Origin of the sequence: Pseudomonas cremoricolorata DSM 17059 = NBRC 16634 (genome assembly GCF_000425745.1) — a bacterium.
Lineage (GTDB): Bacteria > Pseudomonadota > Gammaproteobacteria > Pseudomonadales > Pseudomonadaceae > Aquipseudomonas > Aquipseudomonas cremoricolorata.
Window position 1 is genome coordinate 471,422 of the sequence record NZ_AUEA01000001.1, and the last position, 18,227, is coordinate 489,648.

16 protein-coding genes are annotated in these 18,227 nt (G+C 64.8%); 5 read left to right on the forward strand and 11 right to left on the reverse strand.

Translation table 11 applies throughout. The features are described 5' to 3' along the window. Position 1: 1 nt before the first annotated feature. From bioD to H618_RS22250, 5 genes are all read left to right on the forward strand, one after another. The gene (gene bioD, locus H618_RS0102110) at positions 2–682 is read left to right on the forward strand and encodes a dethiobiotin synthase (protein WP_028693489.1); all 681 of its coding nucleotides are present in this window, start codon (positions 2–4) and stop codon (positions 680–682) included. A 131-nt stretch (positions 683–813) separates the two neighbouring features. After that, positions 814–1,110, forward strand: coding sequence for a hypothetical protein (locus H618_RS0102115; protein WP_028693490.1), 297 nt, complete (start codon positions 814–816; stop codon positions 1,108–1,110). Positions 1,111–1,389: 279 nt separating this feature from the next. Beyond that, positions 1,390–3,195 (forward strand): phenylacyl-CoA dehydrogenase, encoded by a 1,806-nt coding sequence (locus H618_RS0102120; RefSeq protein ID WP_028693491.1) that lies wholly within the window; start codon positions 1,390–1,392, stop codon positions 3,193–3,195. Between the two features lie 197 nt (positions 3,196–3,392). After that, positions 3,393–5,171: an acyl-CoA dehydrogenase C-terminal domain-containing protein gene (locus tag H618_RS0102125; protein ID WP_028693492.1), complete on the forward strand. Its 1,779-nt coding sequence runs from the start codon at positions 3,393–3,395 to the stop codon at positions 5,169–5,171. 350 nt (positions 5,172–5,521) lie between these two features. Next, a complete protein-coding gene (locus tag H618_RS22250) occupies positions 5,522–5,680 on the forward strand; it encodes a YqaE/Pmp3 family membrane protein (protein WP_033727371.1) in 159 nt (52 codons plus the stop codon). A 21-nt stretch (positions 5,681–5,701) separates the two neighbouring features. Here H618_RS22250 and H618_RS0102135 read toward each other — a convergent pair whose 3' ends face one another. The 11 genes from H618_RS0102135 to glnA all read right to left on the reverse strand — a co-directional run bounded on the left by H618_RS0102135 (position 5,702) and on the right by glnA (position 18,139). Beyond that, positions 5,702–7,510 carry an alpha/beta hydrolase family protein gene (locus H618_RS0102135; protein WP_028693493.1) on the reverse strand — a complete coding sequence of 603 codons (1,809 nt, stop codon included), beginning with the start codon at positions 7,508–7,510 and terminating at the stop codon, positions 5,702–5,704. Further along, entirely contained in the window at positions 7,503–8,663 is a 1,161-nt protein-coding gene (gene pqqE, locus H618_RS0102140) for a pyrroloquinoline quinone biosynthesis protein PqqE (protein ID WP_028693494.1), read from the reverse strand. The genes H618_RS0102135 and pqqE overlap by 8 nt, the downstream gene beginning before the upstream one ends. Beyond that, a complete protein-coding gene (pqqD, locus tag H618_RS0102145) occupies positions 8,635–8,910 on the reverse strand; it encodes a pyrroloquinoline quinone biosynthesis peptide chaperone PqqD (RefSeq protein WP_028693495.1) in 276 nt (91 codons plus the stop codon). Before pqqD ends, pqqE begins: the two co-directional genes overlap by 29 nt. Beyond that, on the reverse strand, positions 8,907–9,662 hold the full coding sequence (pqqC, locus tag H618_RS0102150; RefSeq protein WP_028693496.1) for a pyrroloquinoline-quinone synthase PqqC: 756 nt from the start codon (positions 9,660–9,662) through the stop codon (positions 8,907–8,909). The genes pqqD and pqqC overlap by 4 nt, the downstream gene beginning before the upstream one ends. A gap of 20 nt (positions 9,663–9,682) precedes the next feature. Then, complete coding sequence (gene pqqB, locus H618_RS0102155) at positions 9,683–10,594, reverse strand: pyrroloquinoline quinone biosynthesis protein PqqB (RefSeq protein ID WP_028693497.1); 912 nt, start codon at positions 10,592–10,594, stop codon at positions 9,683–9,685. Between the two features lie 62 nt (positions 10,595–10,656). After that, positions 10,657–10,728 carry a pyrroloquinoline quinone precursor peptide PqqA gene (gene pqqA, locus H618_RS22255; protein ID WP_003243383.1) on the reverse strand — a complete coding sequence of 24 codons (72 nt, stop codon included), beginning with the start codon at positions 10,726–10,728 and terminating at the stop codon, positions 10,657–10,659. Between the two features lie 138 nt (positions 10,729–10,866). Further along, complete coding sequence (pqqF, locus tag H618_RS0102160) at positions 10,867–13,173, reverse strand: pyrroloquinoline quinone biosynthesis protein PqqF (RefSeq protein ID WP_028693498.1); 2,307 nt, start codon at positions 13,171–13,173, stop codon at positions 10,867–10,869. 70 nt (positions 13,174–13,243) lie between these two features. After that, positions 13,244–14,680, reverse strand: a complete 1,437-nt coding sequence (gene ntrC, locus H618_RS0102165) for a nitrogen regulation protein NR(I) (protein WP_028693499.1) — start codon at positions 14,678–14,680, stop codon at positions 13,244–13,246. Then, a complete protein-coding gene (gene glnL, locus H618_RS0102170; protein WP_028693500.1) occupies positions 14,677–15,762 on the reverse strand; it encodes a nitrogen regulation protein NR(II) in 1,086 nt (361 codons plus the stop codon). Before glnL ends, ntrC begins: the two co-directional genes overlap by 4 nt. Before the next feature lie 274 nt (positions 15,763–16,036). Continuing rightward, positions 16,037–16,579 (reverse strand): chorismate mutase, encoded by a 543-nt coding sequence (locus tag H618_RS0102175; protein ID WP_028693501.1) that lies wholly within the window; start codon positions 16,577–16,579, stop codon positions 16,037–16,039. 153 nt (positions 16,580–16,732) lie between these two features. Next, on the reverse strand, positions 16,733–18,139 hold the full coding sequence (gene glnA, locus H618_RS0102180) for a glutamate--ammonia ligase (RefSeq protein ID WP_028693502.1): 1,407 nt from the start codon (positions 18,137–18,139) through the stop codon (positions 16,733–16,735). Positions 18,140–18,227: the final 88 nt, after the last annotated feature.

The window sequence follows — 18,227 nt, forward strand, 5'->3', positions numbered from 1 at the left end:
AATGAATCAGGCGTATTTCATTGCCGGCACCGACACCGATGTCGGCAAGACCACGGTCGCTGCCGGCCTTTTGTATGCAGCGCAGGCGCAGGGGCTGAGCACGCTCGGCGCCAAACCGGTGGCCTCGGGTTGCCGGATCACCGCCGAGGGGCTGCGCAACAGCGATGCCGAAGCGTTGATCGCACAAAGCTCGCTGCGTTTGCCCTACGAGCAGGTCAACCCTTTCGCCTTCGAACCGGCCATCGCCCCGCATGTGGCGGCGCTGGAGGCGGGGGTGGTGTTGAGTGTCGAACAGCTGCATGCCGCGATGCAGCGGGTGCTGGCCCAGCAGGCCGATTTCACCCTGATCGAAGGCGCTGGGGGCTGGCGGGTGCCGCTTTGCGGCAAGGCGAATTTGTCTGACCTGGCGGTAGCATTGGGCTTGCCGGTGATTCTGGTGGTGGGGGTGCGCCTGGGCTGCATCAACCACGCTGTGCTCAGCGCTGAAGCCATCGCTGCCGATGGCCTGCAACTGGCCGGCTGGGTGGCCAACATCATCGAGCCGCAGACCTCGCGCCTGGACGAGAACCTGGCGAGCTTGAGTGAACGGTTATCGGCACCCTGCCTGGGCCATGTTCCCACGCTTGAACAGGCCACTGCGCAGCACGTGGCGCAGCACCTGCATCTGCACCGGTTGCGCTGAGCTTGCAGCAGGTTGCGTCTGTCGGATGGCACTAGGCTACTAATGGTCTACAGGCGTATGGTTTGCGCAGTGCTGCTTCAATCAGCACGGTGCTGTTTTTGCCGCTGAATCCGAGCCCTTGGAGGCCTGACATGGAAATCACTGGAAATTCCGCGTTCTACGCCGGCCTTGGCGCCATTCAGAACGGCCAGAACCGCTTCGATCAGGCCGCCAGCCAGGTCGCCAACCTCAGCGCCGAGCGCGCCGCCACCAGCCAGTCCAGCGACTTCCAGGCCGAGCGCCTGCGCAGTGTCGACCGCAGCCAGCAACTGGATCTTGCCACCGCTTCGGTCGAGCAGGCGCTGGCAGCGCATCAGGTCGAACTGGGCGCCAAAGTGGCCAAAGCCTCCGACGAAATGCTTGGGCGGATCATCGATACCTGGGCGTGAATCGGCAGTTCCTTTTTCTGCAAGACTCCTTATTGCCTCTCGATTTTCGCGGTTAAACGCGAAGGCCGGCAAAGCCGGCCTACATTCGACACTCTATCCCGCCCCGCCCAACCCCACGACCAAACCACCCTGTTTCACGGCAGAAATGGCACCATCGTCCTGCCTTGACAACGCTTCCCTCTAAACGTAAGTTTCAAACACTTGTTTGACCGAAAGCCATTCGCTGCGTTTCGGTGCCAGCGGGCTTCCCGCCAAACTCATAACTAGAGGTTTATCGCCATGCCTGACTACAAAGCCCCCTTGCGTGATATCCGCTTCGTCCGCGACGAATTGCTGGGTTATGAGGCGCACTACCAGAGCCTGCCAGGCTGTCAGGACGCCACCCCTGACATGGTCGACGCGATTCTCGAAGAGGGCGCCAAGTTCTGCGAGCAGGTGCTGGCGCCGCTGAACCGCGTGGGCGATCAGGAAGGCTGCACCTGGAGCGAAACCGGAGTGAAGACCCCCACCGGTTTCAAGCAGGCTTACCAGCAGTTCGTCGAAGGCGGCTGGCCGAGCCTGGCCCATGACGTCGAACATGGCGGCCAGGGCTTGCCGGAATCGCTGGGTCTTGCGGTCAGCGAAATGGTCGGTGAGGCCAACTGGTCGTGGGGCATGTACCCCGGCCTGTCCCACGGCGCGATGAACACCCTGTCGGCCCACGGCACCGCCGAGCAGCAGCACACCTACCTGAGCAAACTGGTCACCGGCGAATGGACCGGCACCATGTGCCTCACCGAATCCCATTGCGGCACCGATCTGGGCATGCTGCGCACCCGCGCCGAGCCGCAGGCCGATGGCAGCTACAAAGTCACTGGCACCAAGATCTTCATCTCTGCCGGTGAACACGACATGGCCGAGAACATCGTGCACATCGTCCTGGCGCGCCTGCCCGACGCCCCTGCCGGCACCAAAGGCATCTCGCTGTTCATCGTGCCCAAGTTCCTGCCCAACGCCGAAGGCGGCGTCGGTGAGCGCAACGCCGTGCAGTGCGGCTCGCTGGAGCACAAGATGGGCATCCACGGTAACGCCACCTGCGTGATGAACTTCGACGGCGCCACCGGCTACCTGATCGGGCCGGCCAACAAGGGCCTGAACTGCATGTTCACCTTCATGAACACCGCGCGTCTGGGCACTGCCCTGCAGGGCCTGGCCCACGCTGAAGTGGCCTTCCAGGGCGGCCTGAAGTATGCCCGTGATCGTCTGCAGATGCGTTCGCTGACCGGCCCGAAAGCCCCTGAGAAAGGCGCCGACCCGATCATCGTTCACCCCGATGTGCGGCGCATGCTGCTGACCATGAAGGCGTTCGCCGAAGGCAACCGCGCCATGGTGTATTTCACCGCTCAGCAGGTCGACATCCTCAAGTACAGCGAAGATGAAGAAGCGCGCAAGAAAGCCGACGCCTTGCTCGCCTTCATGACCCCGATCGCCAAGGCGTTCATGACCGAAGTGGGCTTCGAATCCGCCAACCATGGGGTGCAGATCTACGGCGGTCACGGCTTCATCGCCGAGTGGGGCATGGAGCAGAACGTGCGCGACAGCCGCATCTCCATGCTCTATGAGGGCACAACCGGCATCCAGGCCCTCGACCTGCTCGGGCGCAAGGTGCTGATGACCCAGGGCGAGGCGCTCAAGAGCTTCACCAAGATCGTGCACAAGTTCTGCCAGGCTCAGGAAGGCAACGAAGCGGTGCAGGAGTTTGTCACTCCGCTGGCAGCGCTGAACAAGGAATGGGGCGAGCTGACCATGAAGATCGGCATGGCCGCCATGAAGAACCGCGAAGAAGTCGGCGCGGCTTCGGTGGATTACGTCATGTACTCCGGCTATGCCTGCCTGGCCTATTTCTGGGCCGACATCGCCCGTCTGGCTGCGGAAAAACTCGCTGCCGGCACCAGCGAAGAGGCGTTCTACACCGCCAAGCTGCAAACCGCGCGCTTCTACTTCCAGCGCATCCTGCCGCGCACCCGCAGCCACGTGGCAGCGATGCTGTCCGGTGCCGACAACCTGATGGCGATGGACGAGGAAGCCTTCGGCCTGTCGATCTGATCGACCTGCGCCCTGCCTGCGCCTGCCCTTGCGGCAGGCGTTTTTTTGTCTGCGAAACGGGTAGGCAGTGGTGACCGGAACTGACTCTTCAGTCTCTCTGCGACCGCATGTACCCTAGATGTTGTTACGTTACACTCCGAGCAATTCTGTGCGGCGGCCCGTCAGGCCGCGCTCGATCCCTACCGCGAGAGGTTGTCATGGCTGAATACAAAGCGCCCCTGCGTGATATGCAGTTCCTTCTCAACGACGTGTTCGGCGTGGCGCAACGCTGGGCCGAGCTGCCGGCACTGGCCGAGCTGGTCGATATCGACACGGCGCTGGCGGTGCTGGAAGAAGCCGGCAAGGTCGCCGGGCGCAGCATCGCCCCGCTCAGCCGCGCGGCCGACGAAGAGGGTTGCCATTGGCAGGACGGTGCGGTGCGTACACCGGCAGGCTTCATCGACGCCTACCGCACCTACGCCGAAGGCGGCTGGGTTGGGGTGGGCGGTGATCCGGCGTTCGCCGGCATGGGCATGCCCAAAGTGGTCTCGGCCCAGGTCGAGGAAATGGTCAATGCCGCCAGCCTGTCGTTCGGCCTGTACCCGATGCTCACCGCAGGCGCCTGCCTGGCGATCCATGCGCATGCCAGCGAAGCGCTCAAGCAGGCGTATCTGCCGAACATGTACGCAGGCGTCTGGGCCGGCTCCATGTGCCTCACCGAATCGCACGCCGGCACCGACCTGGGGCTGATCCGCACCCGCGCCGAACCCCAGGCCGATGGCAGTTTCAAGGTCAGCGGCACGAAGATCTTCATCACCGGCGGCGAGCACGACCTGACCGAAAACATCATCCACCTGGTGCTGGCGAAACTGCCCGACGCCCCCGCTGGCCCGAAAGGCATTTCCCTGTTGCTGGTGCCCAAATTCCTGGTCAATGCCGACGGCAGCCTGGGTGCGCGCAACGCGGTCAGTTGCGGCTCCATCGAGCACAAGATGGGCATCCAGGCCTCGGCCACCTGCGTGATGAACTTCGACGGCGCCACCGGTTACCTGGTCGGCGAGGCCAACAAGGGCCTGGCGGCGATGTTCACCATGATGAACTACGAACGTCTCGGGGTCGGCATCCAGGGCCTGGCCTCGGCCGAGCGCTCTTACCAGAACGCCGTGGAATATGCTCGCGAGCGCCTGCAAAGCCGCTCGCCGAGCGGTGCCCAGGCCAAGGACAAACTGGCCGATCCGATCATCGTCCACCCCGATGTGCGGCGCATGCTGCTGACCATGAAGGCCCTGATCGAGGGCGGCCGAGCGTTCTCGACGTACGTGGCGCTGCAACTGGACAACGCCAAGTACAGCCAGGACCCTGCCGTGGTGCAGCGTAGTGAAGCGCTGGTCGCGCTGCTGACCCCAGTGGCCAAGGCCTTCCTCACCGACCTGGGCCTGGAATGCACCGTGCACGGCCAGCAGGTGTTCGGTGGTCATGGCTACATTCGTGAATGGGGCCAGGAGCAACTGGTGCGTGACGTGCGGATCACGCAGATCTACGAAGGCACCAACGGCATTCAGGCGCTCGACCTGATGGGCCGTAAAGTGGTCGGCAGCGGTGGCGCGTTCTACCGGGTGTTCTCGGAAGAAGTACAAGGCTTTATCGATGGCGCAGGCAGCGAGCTGGATGAATTCACCCGGCCCTTGGCTGACGCCCTCGAACGCCTGAACGACCTGACCGATTGGGTCCTGCAACAGGCCAAGGCCGACCCCACGCAGATCGGCGCGGCTTCGGTGGAATACCTGCATGCCTTCGGCTATGTCGCCTACGCCTACATGTGGGCGCGCATGGCCGGCGCTGCCCAGGTTGGTAGTGGCGATGCTGCGTTCGATTCGGCAAAACTGGGCACCGCACGCTTCTATTTCGCCCGCCTGCTGCCGCGCCTGGATTCGTTGATTGCCTCGGTCAAGGCCGGCAGTGAGTCGCTGTATTTGTTGAGTGCCGAGCAGTTCTGAGGCGGCGGGTCTGACGGACGGAAATGGGAATGGACCTCGCTTGTAAGTTATTTCCTACATGACGTGGTGACTTTTCGCCACTTCTCTCAGATTTGTTACCGGCGTAATCTTTGTTTCAAGGACGTAGCGCAGGAAGCGCAAAGGACAGAACAGGGACTACGCAGGAGTTCTCACCAGGATGGTGAGCGATATGGATGTCAGGGAAACAGTCTGAAAGCCCCGCTTATGCGGGGTTTTCTCTGTGCGCGCGATTTAACCCGGGCGCCTGCGCCGCTCTGGGGCGTAGCTTGCGTTGAACCTCCGCCAAGCCGCGCGAGTCTGTGTTGAAACCCCTTCACGGAGAATCACGCATGGACTTCATCCGCATCATCATCGCCATTCTGCTGCCCCCGCTGGGCGTGTTCCTGCAGGTCGGTTTCGCCGGTGCGTTCTGGCTGAACATCTTGCTGACCCTGCTTGGCTACATCCCAGGCATCGTCCACGCGGTGTACATCATCGCCAAACGCTGACGTGGGGGCGCCCGGCGCCCCTCATGGTCGCTCTGCCAGAATCTGGCAATAGAATCGCCATTCCGCCTCCAGGGCATGGGCCAGGTTCGCCGCCCGGCGCAGGCCATGGCGTTCCCCAGGGTAGAAATGCCCCTCGGCGTCGACGCCGTTGGCGCGCAGCGCATCCAGCATGCTGCGCGTCTGCTGCGGCACCACCACCGCATCCAGCTCCCCTTGGAAGAAGATCACCGGCACCTCGATGTCGCTGGCGTGCAGCAGCGGTGTGCGCTGCCGATAGCGCTCGGCGTCGGCGTGCGGGTCACCGATCAGCCAGTCCAGGTAATCGCCTTCGAACTTGTGCGTCACGCGCCCCAGTGCCAGCGGGTCGCTGACCCCGTACCAACTGGCGCCGCCGCGAAAGACCTTGCTGAACGCCAGCGCGCAGAGGGTGGTGTAGCCCCCGGAACTGCCGCCACGAATGAATGCCCGGGTGGGGTCGATCACCCCGCGCGCGGCCAGGTGCGCCACGGCGGCGCAGGCGTCTTCGACGTCGCTGTCACCCCAGCGCAGGTGCAAAGCCTGCCGGTAGGCGCGGCCATAGCCGGTGCTGCCGCGGTAGTTGAGGTCGGCCACGGCAAAGCCGCGCTGGGTCCAGAACTGGATGCGGGGGTCGAGCACCGGGTAGCAGGCCGAGGTCGGCCCGCCATGCACGAACACCAGCAGCGGCGCCGCGCCCTGCGCCTGGCTCGGCGGGTAGAAGAAGCCGTGGGCGGTAGCTCCGCCACTGGGGTACGTCAGCGGCTGCGGCTGGCTGATCTGTTGCGCGGCAAGTGGGCTGCCTCCTCCGGCCAGCACCGTGAGCGCGCCATCAGCGCGGCGGATGCGCAACACGCAGGGCAACTGGGTAGGCGATGCGGCAATCGCGTAGAGGTACTGCGCGTCCAGCGCCAGGCTGCGAAAGCGGCTGTAGGCGCTGGCCAAGTGCTGCTCGGTGTGCCCCGCCCGCTGCACGCCCAGATGACCGAAGCCGTCCTCGAACCAGGTGGCCAGAAAGCCCTCGTCGGCCAGCGGCAACCAGGTGCAGGCGCCCAGTTGCCAGGGCGCCGCGGCGTGGTCGGCAGCCAGGGCCGGCAAGGCTTGCCAGCGCTCAGCGCACTCGCCCCAGGGCTGCCAGAAGCCATTCAGGTCGCTCAGGCACAGCAGGCGCCCGGCAGCATCGAAGCGTGGTTGCTGCAAGGCCTGCGGCAGCTCGGCTCCGGCCACGCAGCGCGGCGTATGCCAGCGGCCATCGGCGCCGCGCTGAGCACTCATCAAGCGGGTGTGGCTCCAGGGCTGCGCCGGGCGCGACCATTCGATCCAGGCCAGCCGCTGGGCATCGCCGCTCAAGGTTGGCGCCGCGTAGAAATCCGCGCCTTCGGCCAGCACCTGGCGCTGGCTGTCGGCGAAGGCCACCAGGCGATGCACCACCTGTTCAGCGTGGTGTTCTTCCACCGCCAGCAACAGGCCGGCGTGCCAGTGCAGGTCGCCGTAGCGACTGCTCGCATCCTGGCTGACCCGCTGCGGCGCGCCGCCTTGCAGCGCTTGGCGGTAGATCTGTTGGTCAGCCTCGTTGACGAACAGCACCTCGCCAGCGCCGACGCAGAAGCTGCCACCGCCATATTCATACACCCGGCTGCGCACGCTGAAACCGTCCGGGGTCAGGCAATGGGCCTGCTCATCGCGCCACAGCCAGAGACGACACGCGCCATCGGCGGGGCGCAGTTCATTCCACAACAACCCCGCATCGCTTACGCGCAATTCGGCGAAATCGGTGCCGGCGGCCACCGCCTGGGCCGCGCTGAACTCAGCCACGGGCGATCACCCGCGAGTTGCGTTCATTGCGAAAGGTCAGCTGCTCGATGTTCACGGCGCTGTGCTCGGACTCTTCGCGGGCCTTGAGGATGATGCCGTGGTCCGGCGACTTGCCGCACACCGGGTCGGCCTTGCTGGCGTCGCCGGTGAGCATGAAGGCCTGACAACGGCAGCCGCCGAAGTCCTTTTCCTTTTCATCGCAACTGCGGCACGGCTCGGGCATCCAGTCGAAGCCGCGGTAGCGGTTGAAGCCGAACGAGTCGTACCAGATATGCCGCAGGTCGTGGTCGCGCACGTTGGGAAACTGCACCGGCAACTGGCGCGCGCCGTGGCAGGGCAGGGCGGTGCCGTCGGGGGTGACGGTGAGAAACAGGCTGCCCCAGCCGTTCATGCACGGTTTGGGGCGCTCTTCGTAATAATCCGGGGTGACGAAGATCAGCTTGCACGGATGATCCTGCGCCTTGAGCCGCTCGCGGTACTCGTTGGTGATGCGTTCGGCCCGTTGCAATTGCGCCTGGGTCGGCAGCAGGCCGAGGCGGTTGAGTTCGGCCCAGCCATAGAACTGGCAGGTGGCCAGCTCGACGAAGTCGGCCTCCAGGGCCAGGCACAGGTCGATGATGCGCGCGATGTGATCGATGTTGTGCCGGTGGGTGACGAAGTTCAGCACCATCGGGTAGCCATGGGCCTTCACCGCGCGGGCCATTTCCAGTTTCTGCGCGAAGGCCTTCTTCGAGCCGGCGAGCAGGTTGTTCACCTGTTCGTCGCTGGCCTGGAAGCTGATCTGGATATGGTCGAGACCGGCCTTGCGGAAGGCCGCGATCTTCGCTTCGGTGAGGCCGATGCCTGAGGTGATCAGGTTGGTGTAGTAGCCCAGCCGCCGCGCTTCGCCGATCAGTTCGGCAAGGTCCTGGCGCACCAGCGGCTCGCCGCCGGAGAAGCCGATTTGCGCGGCGCCCATCTGCCGCGCCTCGGCCATCACCTTGAACCACTGCTCGGTGCTCAGTTCTTCGCCCTGACGGGCGAAGTCCAGCGGATTGGAGCAATACGGGCATTGCAGCGGGCAACGGTAGGTCAGCTCGGCGAGCAGCCACAGCGGCAGGCCTACCGGCGGTTTTCCCGCCGGCTCAGGCGAGGATGATCCAGTGTTCGGCACGGGCCACCTCCATGAACTGCTCGATGTCCACGGCCACCTCGGGGATGCCGGGGAACTGCTGCTCGAGTTCGCCGATGATCTGCGCCACGCTGCGCTGGCCGTCGATCAGGCCACCGATCAGCGCCGCGCTTTCGTTGAGCTTGATCATGCCTTCGGGATACAGCAGCACGTGGCCCTGCTGCGCCGGCTCGTACTGAAAGCGATAGCCCGGGCGCCAGCGCGGGATGTGACTGAGGTCCAGGCTCATAACGTGATTCCCTTGTGCCAGACCCGCTCGCGGGTCACGCAGTGGTACGGCGGGCGGTCCAGCTCGTAGGCCATGCTCATGGCGTCGAGCATGCTCCAGAGGATGTCCAGCTTGAACTGAAGAATTTCCAGCATGCGCTGTTGGCCGGCATAGGTGGTGTAGTGCTGCAAGGTGATCGCCAGGCCATGTTCGACATCGCGCCGGGCCTGCCCAAGGCGGGTGCGGAAGTAGGCGTAGCCATCCGGGTCGATCCATGGGTAATGCTGTGGCCAGCTGTCGAGCCGCGACTGGTGAATCTGTGGCGCGAACAGCTCGGTCAGCGAGCTGCTGGCCGCTTCCTGCCAACTGGCGCGACGGGCGAAGTTGACGTAGGCGTCGACGGCGAAACGTACCCCCGGCAGCACCAGCTCCTGCGAGCGCAGTTGCTCAGGGTCCAGGCCCACCGCCTGGCCCAGGCGCAGCCAGGCTTCGATACCGCCGTCTTCACCCGGCGCGCCGTCGTGGTCGAGCAGGCGTTGAATCCATTCACGGCGGATTTCCCGGTCGGGGCAGTTGGCGAGAATCGCCGCGTCCTTGAGCGGGATGTTGACCTGGTAATAGAACCGATTGGCGACCCAGCCCTGGATCTGCTCGCGGGTGGCGCGGCCCTGGTACATGGCCACATGAAAGGGGTGGTGGATGTGGTAGTAGGCGCCTTTGGCGCGCAGGGCCTGCTCGAATTCGGCAGGCGACATCGCCGGTTGATCGCGCATCGAAACTCCTGGGTCGACCGTCACAGTTCGAGGCTCATGCCGTCGAACGCCACTTCCACGCCGCGGCGCAGGACCTCGGCGTGTTCGGCGGAGTCTTCGTCGAGAATCGGGTTGGTGTTGTTGATGTGGATAAGCACCTTGCGCTGGCGCGGGAAGCCTTCTAGCACTTCGAGCATGCCGCCTGGGCCGTGCTGGGCGAGGTGGCCCATCTCGGTACCGGTGCGGGTGCCGACGCCGCGGCGCTGCATTTCATCGTCGGTCCACAGGGTGCCGTCGACCAGCAGGCAGTCGGCGCTGCCCATCATGTCGAGCAAGGCGTCATCGAACTGGCCCAGCCCTGGGGCGTAGAACAGCGTGCCGCCGGTGCGGGTGTCTTGCACCAATAGGCCGAGGTTGTCACCTGGGTGCGGGTCGAAACGGTGCGGCGAGTAGGGCGGCGCGGCGCTGCGCAGCGGGAATGGGGTGAAGCGCAGGTTCGGGCAGGCCGGGATGACGAAGCTGCCTTCCAGGGCAATGCGATTCCACACCAGGCCGCCGTTCCAGTGGCTGAGCATGTTGAACAGCGGGAAGCCGGTGCTCAAGTCCTGATGGACCATGTCGGTGCACCAGACCTGGTGCGGGCAGCCTTCGCGCAGGCTGAGCAGGCCGGTGGTGTGGTCGATCTGGCTGTCGAGCAAAACGATGGCATCGATGCCGGTGTCGCGCAGGGCGCGCGCCGGCTGCATCGGCGCGAAACCTTGCAGTTGTGCGCGGATGTCGGGCGAGGCATTGCACAGAATCCAGTGCTCGCCATCGTCGGACAAGGCGATCGACGACTGCGTGCGCGCCTTGGCCTTCAGGCTGCCATCGCGAAAACCCGTGCAGTTGGCGCAGTTGCAGTTCCACTGCGGGAAACCGCCACCGGCGGCGGAACCGAGAATCTGGACGTACATGGCGACTCCGTGGGCAAAAAGCAAAACGCCCCGGCGAGCCGAGGCGTTGAACAGCGCTGGCCTTAGCGGTTGGCGAAGTACATGGTGACTTCGAAGCCAATGCGCAGATCAGTGTAAGCAGGTTTGGTCCACATGGCCGTACTCCTTGCGAAGGGGGTTGAAGGGATGTCGCTAGTCATTTGGTGGCAAGCGAGGGAGGGGGTTCAATCGAGTGATCGGGCAATATCGTACAAGAAGTGTATGGAATCGGCTGATGAATCATCCGATAAACCCTATTGCCGTTCCGGTAACAATTCATTTGAAGGAGGCCATGGTGTCGCCGGCTCCGCGCTATTGGCCAGGCACAGCCAGGGCGCGTCTGCGGCAAGCAACGCTGTCTGCAAGCGTTGCAGGTCGGCATGGCGTACGTCACCCAGCGCCTCGCGCAGGGTCTGCAGGCTGCCGGGGTTGCCCGCCAAGCGGTTCTGCCAGGCCCAGTGGGCGATGTCTGCCGGGTCCATGTTGGCCTGCTCGAACTGTTCGGTCAGGGCCTGCTGCGCCTGGGGCGTCAGCTCGACAGCCGCCGCCAGAATGCCGTGCAGGTGTTGGAGAATGCGCGGCGCAGGGGTGTGGGGCGATTGCACGCCGAACAACAGCCCGCCGATGCCTTCGACCTGACGAAAGGCGCTGAACACCGCATAGCCCAGTTGCAGCTCGACGCGCAGGCGTTGGTAGACCGGGCCTTGCAGCAGCTGCGCAAGCAGGCGACCGGCCGCCTGTTGGCTGGGCAGCAACGGACAGAACAGCAACAGTGCGTGTTCACTGCCTGAGGTTTCCACGCGCTGCCAGCGCCGCGACTGCGCCGGCCGGGCAAAGCCGTCGGCTGCGGGTTGGCCGGGCACGGCCCGCATGGCCGTGGCCAGCGCCTGCAAACCGGCCGCGTCGAAACCGTTGGCCTGGGCCTGCCACTGCGCATCTGCGCACAGCGCATCGTCACTGATCAGCATGCGCGCCGCGCCGGGCGCTTGCTTCACCAGGGCCTCGGGCAGATGCGCCAGCAAGGCGCGGATCGGCATCGTGACGGGCGCGCTGGCCTGCTCACTGAGCGCCGTGGCACTGGAAACGTCACGCAGGTGTTCAATGGCCAGCGCCACCGTGCGAATCACCGCCGCTTGCGGGCCGCGGCACTGAAGTTGCAAAAAGCACCCAGGATGGTCGAGCTGTAGATGCAGCGAGGCCTGACTGGCCCGTGCCTGCAAGGGCTGCAAGGCCTGCAGCAGCGCAGTCGGGGCTGCGGTCGGCAAGCGCCAGCGCAGGGTGAAGCTGGCCGTGTGGCCGAGGCTGGGCAGGCTCTGCGCGACATCCACCGCAGCCGGCAACACCGCACCGTCACTGGCCGGCAGCGTATCGAGTAGCAGCGCTTCGGCAGCCGGCAGCGGCCAGTGCGCGTGGCCTGCGCTGGGCAACGAGTCGAGCAGCGCTGCAAGTGCGTGCTGCGCCTGTTGATCCAGCCCGCTCAACGGCAGACCGGCGCAGTCGGCACGGGCCAGTTGCACGGCGCTGGCAGTGTCGGCGCGACGCTTCTGCACGCGGCTGAAATGCTCGTCGAGCTGCTCTGCCGGGGCCTGACGCAGGGCGTCGAACCACTGATACAGCAGCGTGCGCAGCTCGGCAGCACGGCTGGCGTCGCTGCCGAGCATCTTCACGTGCCACAGCGCCTGGCCGGCGAATGCATACAGCGTTCGCACCCGGCAAGCGCTCGCCCACTGGCGCTGCTGGGCGGTGTGCAGCCAACTGCCGGGGCGTGGGTCGGTGATGTGCTCAGCGAGCAGTTGCAGCGCCCGTTCAGCCCCGGCTGGGAGGTATTCATGGGCGAACAGCAGCTCGCTCGAACGCAGCGGCGCGCCATCGAGTAGCGGTGGTGGCGGCGCCTGCGCTGCGGCTGTGCCTGCCGGCAACTGCGCGGCGTAGCGCCGGCCCAGCGCCTCTAGCTGCTCCAGCGGCTGCGGTCCGCACAGGCTCAGGGTCATCTGCCCGCCGCAGTAGAAGCGCTGGTGAAATTCGCGCAGGGCGTGCTGGAAGGCCGGGTCATGCAGCGCCAGGCTGAAGCGGTTGCCGGCATGGAAGCCGCTCAGGGGATGGCGCGGCGACACCGCTTGCAGCAACGCGAATTCGCCTCGGGCCTGGGCATCGCGTGACCAGGCGATGAACTCGGCGTGGATCACTTCGCGCTCGCGCTGCTGCCGGGCGATATCCAGCAGCGGCTCGGCGAGCATCTGGCACAGGCGCTCGAGGCCACCGGCAAAAGCTGCACAGGGCACTTCGAAGAAAAAGTCGGTGGTGCGTTCACGGGTGCTGGCGTTGACCTGGCCACCGGCGCCCTGGACGAAGCGCATCAGGCCGTCGTCGAGGGGGAAACGCGCCGTGCCGAGAAACAGCAGGTGTTCGAGAAAGTGCGCCAGCCCCGGCCAGCGCGGCGCGGCATCGTGACTCCCGGCGCGCACCCGCAACGCTGCCGCGGCGCGATTCAGGCGCGGGCTGTGGCGCAACAGCAGGTGCAGGCCGTTGGCAAGGCGCAGCGAGCGGGTGGCGTCAGGCATGGGGCCTCCTCGGTGGAGGCGTCATGCTAGCGCATCAGCAGCGCCACACCGGGGAAATCCGCAGGGGTGGTCAATGTTCTTCGCTGTCGTCGTCATCGCTGCCGGCGACGTTCATGCCCAGTTCCTTGATCTTGCGCGTCAGGGTGTTGCGGCCCCAGCCGAGCAACAGCGCCGCGTCACGGCGGCGGCCGACGGTGTGCTTGAGGGCGGTCTCGATCATGATCCGCTCGAAGCTGGGCACTGCGCTGTCGAGCAGATTGGTCTGGCCGCGGGCCAGGGCCTGGTCGGCCCACTGGCGCAGGGCCTGCTCCCAGTTGGTCACCGGTGTGGCGTCTTGCGGCAGGTTGAGCAGCTCGGGCGGCAGGTCGCCGATCAGCACCTCACGGCTGGAGGCCATCACGGTGATCCAGCGGCAGGTGTTTTCCATCTGCCGCACGTTGCCTGGCCACGGCAGGTTGCGCATGAAGGTCTCGGTTTCCGGCTTGAGCAGCTTGGGCTCGACCGACAGCTCCTGCGCCGCACGGGCGAGGAAGTGCCGGGCCAGGGCCGGAATGTCTTCACGGCGGTCGGCCAGGCGCGGAATGTGGATGCGGATGACGTTGAGCCTGTGGAACAGGTCTTCACGGAACTTGCCTGCCTGCACCAGCGATTCCAGGTTCTGGTGGGTGGCGGCGATGATGCGCACATCGACCTTGACCGGAATGTGCCCGCCGACCCGATAGAACTCGCCATCGGCCAGCACCCGCAGCAGACGGGTCTGGGTATCGGCGGGCATGTCGCCGATCTCGTCGAGGAACAGCGTGCCGCCATCGGCCTGCTCGAAGCGCCCGCGGCGCAGGTTGGCCGCGCCGGTGAAGGCACCTTTTTCGTGGCCGAACAGCTCCGACTCCATCAGGTCCTTGGGGATGGCGGCCATGTTCAGCGCGATGAACGGCGATGACGCGCGCGGGCTGTGGCGGTGCAGGGCGTGGGCCACCAGCTCCTTGCCGGTGCCCGACTCGCCGTTGATCAGCACGGTGATGTTGGAGTGGCTGAGGCGGCCGATGGCGCGGAACACCTCCTGCATCGCCGGCGCCTCGCCGATGATCTCCGGTGTGCGCGCCAGTGCCTGTGGCACGGCCAGGCCTTGCTGTTCCTGGGCGTGCTGGTTGGCGCGCTTGACCAGCGCGACCGCCTCATCGACGTCGAACGGCTTGGGCAGGTATTCGAAGGCGCCGCCCTGGTAAGAAGCCACGGCGCTGTCCAGGTCGGAATGGGCGGTCATGATGATCACCGGCAGGCGCGGGTGCTGCTCGCGAATCTGTGCCAGCAGGTCGAGGCCACTGGTGCCCGGCATGCGGATATCGGAAATGATCACGTCCGGTTGCTGGCGTGCCAGGCGGCCCATCACGCCCTCGGCGCTGTCGAAGCTCTGGGTGGTCATGCCTTCCTGTTGCAGGGCTTTTTCCAGCACCCAGCGGATGGAGCGATCATCGTCGACGATCCAGACGGTTTCACTTCGGCTCATGAGACGGGGGCTCCTTGTTCCAGCGGCAGGAATATCGAAAAGGTGGTGTGGCCGGGGTGGCTCTCACACTCGATCAGCCCTTGGTGCTGGCTGATGATGTTCTGGGTGATGGCAAGGCCCAGGCCGGTACCATCGGGGCGTCCGCTGACCATCGGATAGAACAGCGTGTCTTGCAGTTCGGCCGGAATACCGGGGCCGTTGTCGCTGATTTCGACCCGCGCCACCAGACGGTGACGGATGTGGCCGATGGTGAACTGGCGCACGGCGCGGCTGCGCAGGCTGATGCGGCCCAGGCGCAGGGCGTTTTGCCCGCCGATCGCCTGCATGGCGTTGCGCACGATGTTGAGCACCGCCTGGATCATCTGCTCGCGGTCGATCAGCACGTCGGGCAGGCTCGGGTCGTAGTCGCGCACCAAGGTGATGCTGCCCTGGCTTTCTGCTTCCACCAGGCTGCAGACGTGCTCCAGCACTTCATGGATGTTGGTCATGGCCAGCGACGGCAGCTTGTTCGAGCCAAGCATGCGGTCGACCAGATTGCGCAGGCGGTCGGCCTCTTCGATGATCACGTTGGTGTAGTCGCGCAGGCCATCTTCGGGCAGTTCGCGCGCCAGCAACTGCGCAGCGCCACGAATCCCGCCCAGCGGGTTCTTGATTTCGTGGGCCAGACCACGCACCAGCATCTTGGTGGTCTCCTGCTTGCTCAGCTGCGCCTCTTCCTTGGTGATGCGCAGCAGGCGATCACGCGGGTGGACTTCGAGCAGCAGCAAGGTGCTGCCCTGGTGCAGGATTGGCGTCACGGCATAGTCGACGGTGATGCTCTGGCCGCCCAGCGAGGTCAGCAGCGCCTCGCGCTTGGTGAACGGGTGCGCCTGTTGCACGGCCTGGCGCAGCGAGCTGAGGGCTTCGACCGACTCGGTGAACAGTTCGCTGATGAACTGCCCATGGCTGCGCTGGCCGCTGATGGCCAGGAGCATTTCCGCCGCCGGATTCATGTACTCCAGGCGCAGTTCGGCGTTGAGCAGCAGTGTGGCGGTGGTCAGGTTGTCCAGCAGCAGCCTGTGCTGTGCGTCGCTGATGGTCATGATCTGGGGTGACCTCATATAAGTCGCATGACGGCGCGCTGAGCGCGAGGACTCGGTCGGTGCCCTGAAACGCGGCGGCCGGTGTCGGCGTGATCCGATCAACGTGATCCACGGAAACTGCAAGAAACAAACCAAGGCTCTGAAAAGAAGCAAAATTCAGCGCTGCCTGCGTGTGACTGCGCGATCAGGGCTCACTGAGCGGCTGGGGATGAATCAAAGTGGGCTGTGCACTCCCTCGCACAGCGCTCCAGTGCACCAATATAGAGCATTGCGCTCAGAGGGCGTCGCAGATGCGTCCTGTGGCGCGTTGCAGTGCCAGTTCGTGCAAGGGGTCGCGAGCGCGCTCGGCAATGGCGTTGGCCAGCGCACGCGCGCAGTCGTCGGGGCGCTCGCGTTCGAAGCGTTGCAGGTCGCTCAGCAACTGGTGCTGCAGGGCGTCGAGTTGCGGGCGCAGGGCGGTCTTGAGGTCCAGGCGCGGAGTGTCGGGCGCCTGCTGCTTGAGTTGCCAGCGGTTGAGCAGGGCGTACTGCACCAGTTTGCTGGCCTCGATCTGGTCGGCGAAGAAGCCGGTGGCGCGCCGTGGTTCGAGTTGATGATCGGCTGCAGCTTCGGCGACGCGATCGAGAATCTGCCGCTCGCGGGCCACGGCCTGCACCGGCATGTTCTGGTCCCACTTGAGCAAGGCCACGCCATTGGCCAGGGCCAGTCGACGTTCGACGGTGTCGAGCAAGGTATCGAGAGCGGTATCGGGTTTGCGCGCTGCGGTGCAGGCGGATAGGCAGAGGGAAAGCAGCAGGGTGGGGATGATGGGGTACATGGGCCTGTCCTCGAAATGTGGGCAGGAAAGTGTGCCGCCTGCGGCAAGCGCTGATGTGTAGGAGGTCTCCGATTTCGCTGACGGCTGAAACGGCAACGGCCTTCCGAAGAAGGCCGTTGTGGGTAGCGCAAGCGACGACAGGCGTCGCTTACATCACACGCTGTAGTACAGGTCGTACTCCAGTGGGTGAACGAAGGTGCGCACCTTGATCTCTTCTTCCGACTTCAGCTCGATGTAGGCATCGATGAAGTCGTCGGAGAACACGCCGCCCTTGGTCAGGAAGGCACGGCCCTTGTCCAGCTCTTCCAGGGCTTCTTTCAGGCTGCCGCAGACCTGCGGGATTTCCTTGGCCTCTTCAGGCGGCAGGTCGTACAGGTTCTTGTCGGCAGCATCGCCTGGGTGGATCTTGTTCTGGATGCCGTCCAGGCCAGCCATCAGCAGTGCGGCGAAGCACAGGTACGGGTTGGCAGCCGGGTCGGGGAAGCGCGCTTCGATGCGGCGAGCTTTCGGGCTGGACACGTAAGGAATACGGATCGAGGCCGAGCGGTTGCGAGCCGAGTAGGCCAGCATCACCGGCGCTTCGAAGCCAGGTACCAGACGCTTGTAGGAGTTGGTGGCCGGGTTGGTGAAGCCGTTCAGTGCCTTGCCGTGCTTGATGATGCCGCCGATGAAGTACAGGGCGGTGTCGGACAGACCGGCATAGCCTTCGCCAGAGAAGGTGTTCTTGCCTTCCTTGGAGATCGACATGTGCACGTGCATGCCCGAGCCGTTGTCGCCGTACAGAGGCTTGGGCATGAAGGTAGCGGTCTTGCCGTAGGCGTCGGCGACGTTGTGTACGCAGTACTTCAGGGTCTGAACTTCGTCAGCCTTGGTGACCAGGGTGTTGAACTTGACGCCGATCTCGTTCTGGCCAGCGGTGGCCACTTCGTGGTGGTGCACTTCGACGACCAGGCCCATTTCTTCCATGGCGTTGCACATGGCAGTACGGATTTCGTGGTCGTGGTCGCACGGCGGAACCGGGAAGTAACCGCCTTTGACGGCAGGGCGGTGGCCCTTGTTGCCGCCTTCGACGTCTTGGTCGGTCATCCACGAGCCTTGCTCGGAGTAGATCTTGAACATCGAGCCGGAGATGTCCGACTTGAACTTGACCTGGTCGAAGATGAAGAACTCAGGCTCAGGGCCAACGAACACGGTGTCACCGATGCCGGTCGACTTGAGGAACTCTTCGGCACGTTTGGCGATGGCGCGCGGGTCGCGGCCGTAGCCTTGCATGGTGGACGGCTCGATCACGTCGCAGACCAGGATCAGGGTCGGCTCTTCGGTGAACGGGTCCAGTACTGCCGAGCTGTCGTCGGGCAGCAGGATCATGTCGGAGGCTTCGATGCCTTTCCAGCCTTCGATCGACGAGCCGTCGAACATCTTGCCAGCTTCGAAGAAGTCGTCTTCCAGCGCATCGCGAGCGGGCATGGTGACGTGGTGCTGTTTGCCTTTGGTGTCCGTGAAACGCAGATCAATCCACTTGACGTCATGATCTTTGATGAGTTGAACCGACTTCGACATGTTGTCCTCCGGATGGTCTAGAGCGCGGTTGGCCGCGGCCCTGGAAAAGGGTGTTGCCGGGCGCGGATAGTCGGCCAAGCGTACCTGC

Excerpts from the sequence above, each read along its gene's own strand:
- bioD (WP_028693489.1), top strand. The coding sequence starts at position 2 with ATGAATCAGGCGTATTTCATTGCCGGCACCGACACCGATGTCGGCAAG.
- H618_RS0102115 (WP_028693490.1), top strand. The coding sequence starts at position 814 with ATGGAAATCACTGGAAATTCCGCGTTCTACGCCGGCCTTGGCGCCATT.
- H618_RS0102120 (WP_028693491.1), top strand. The coding sequence starts at position 1,390 with ATGCCTGACTACAAAGCCCCCTTGCGTGATATCCGCTTCGTCCGCGAC.
- H618_RS0102125 (WP_028693492.1), top strand. The coding sequence starts at position 3,393 with ATGGCTGAATACAAAGCGCCCCTGCGTGATATGCAGTTCCTTCTCAAC.
- H618_RS22250 (WP_033727371.1), top strand. The coding sequence starts at position 5,522 with ATGGACTTCATCCGCATCATCATCGCCATTCTGCTGCCCCCGCTGGGC.
- pqqD (WP_028693495.1), bottom strand. The coding sequence starts at position 8,910 with ATGAGCCTGGACCTCAGTCACATCCCGCGCTGGCGCCCGGGCTATCGC.
- pqqC (WP_028693496.1), bottom strand. The coding sequence starts at position 9,662 with ATGCGCGATCAACCGGCGATGTCGCCTGCCGAATTCGAGCAGGCCCTG.
- pqqB (WP_028693497.1), bottom strand. The coding sequence starts at position 10,594 with ATGTACGTCCAGATTCTCGGTTCCGCCGCCGGTGGCGGTTTCCCGCAG.
- pqqF (WP_028693498.1), bottom strand. The coding sequence starts at position 13,173 with ATGCCTGACGCCACCCGCTCGCTGCGCCTTGCCAACGGCCTGCACCTG.
- ntrC (WP_028693499.1), bottom strand. The coding sequence starts at position 14,680 with ATGAGCCGAAGTGAAACCGTCTGGATCGTCGACGATGATCGCTCCATC.
- glnL (WP_028693500.1), bottom strand. The coding sequence starts at position 15,762 with ATGACCATCAGCGACGCACAGCACAGGCTGCTGCTGGACAACCTGACC.
- H618_RS0102175 (WP_028693501.1), bottom strand. The coding sequence starts at position 16,579 with ATGTACCCCATCATCCCCACCCTGCTGCTTTCCCTCTGCCTATCCGCC.
- glnA (WP_028693502.1), bottom strand. The coding sequence starts at position 18,139 with ATGTCGAAGTCGGTTCAACTCATCAAAGATCATGACGTCAAGTGGATT.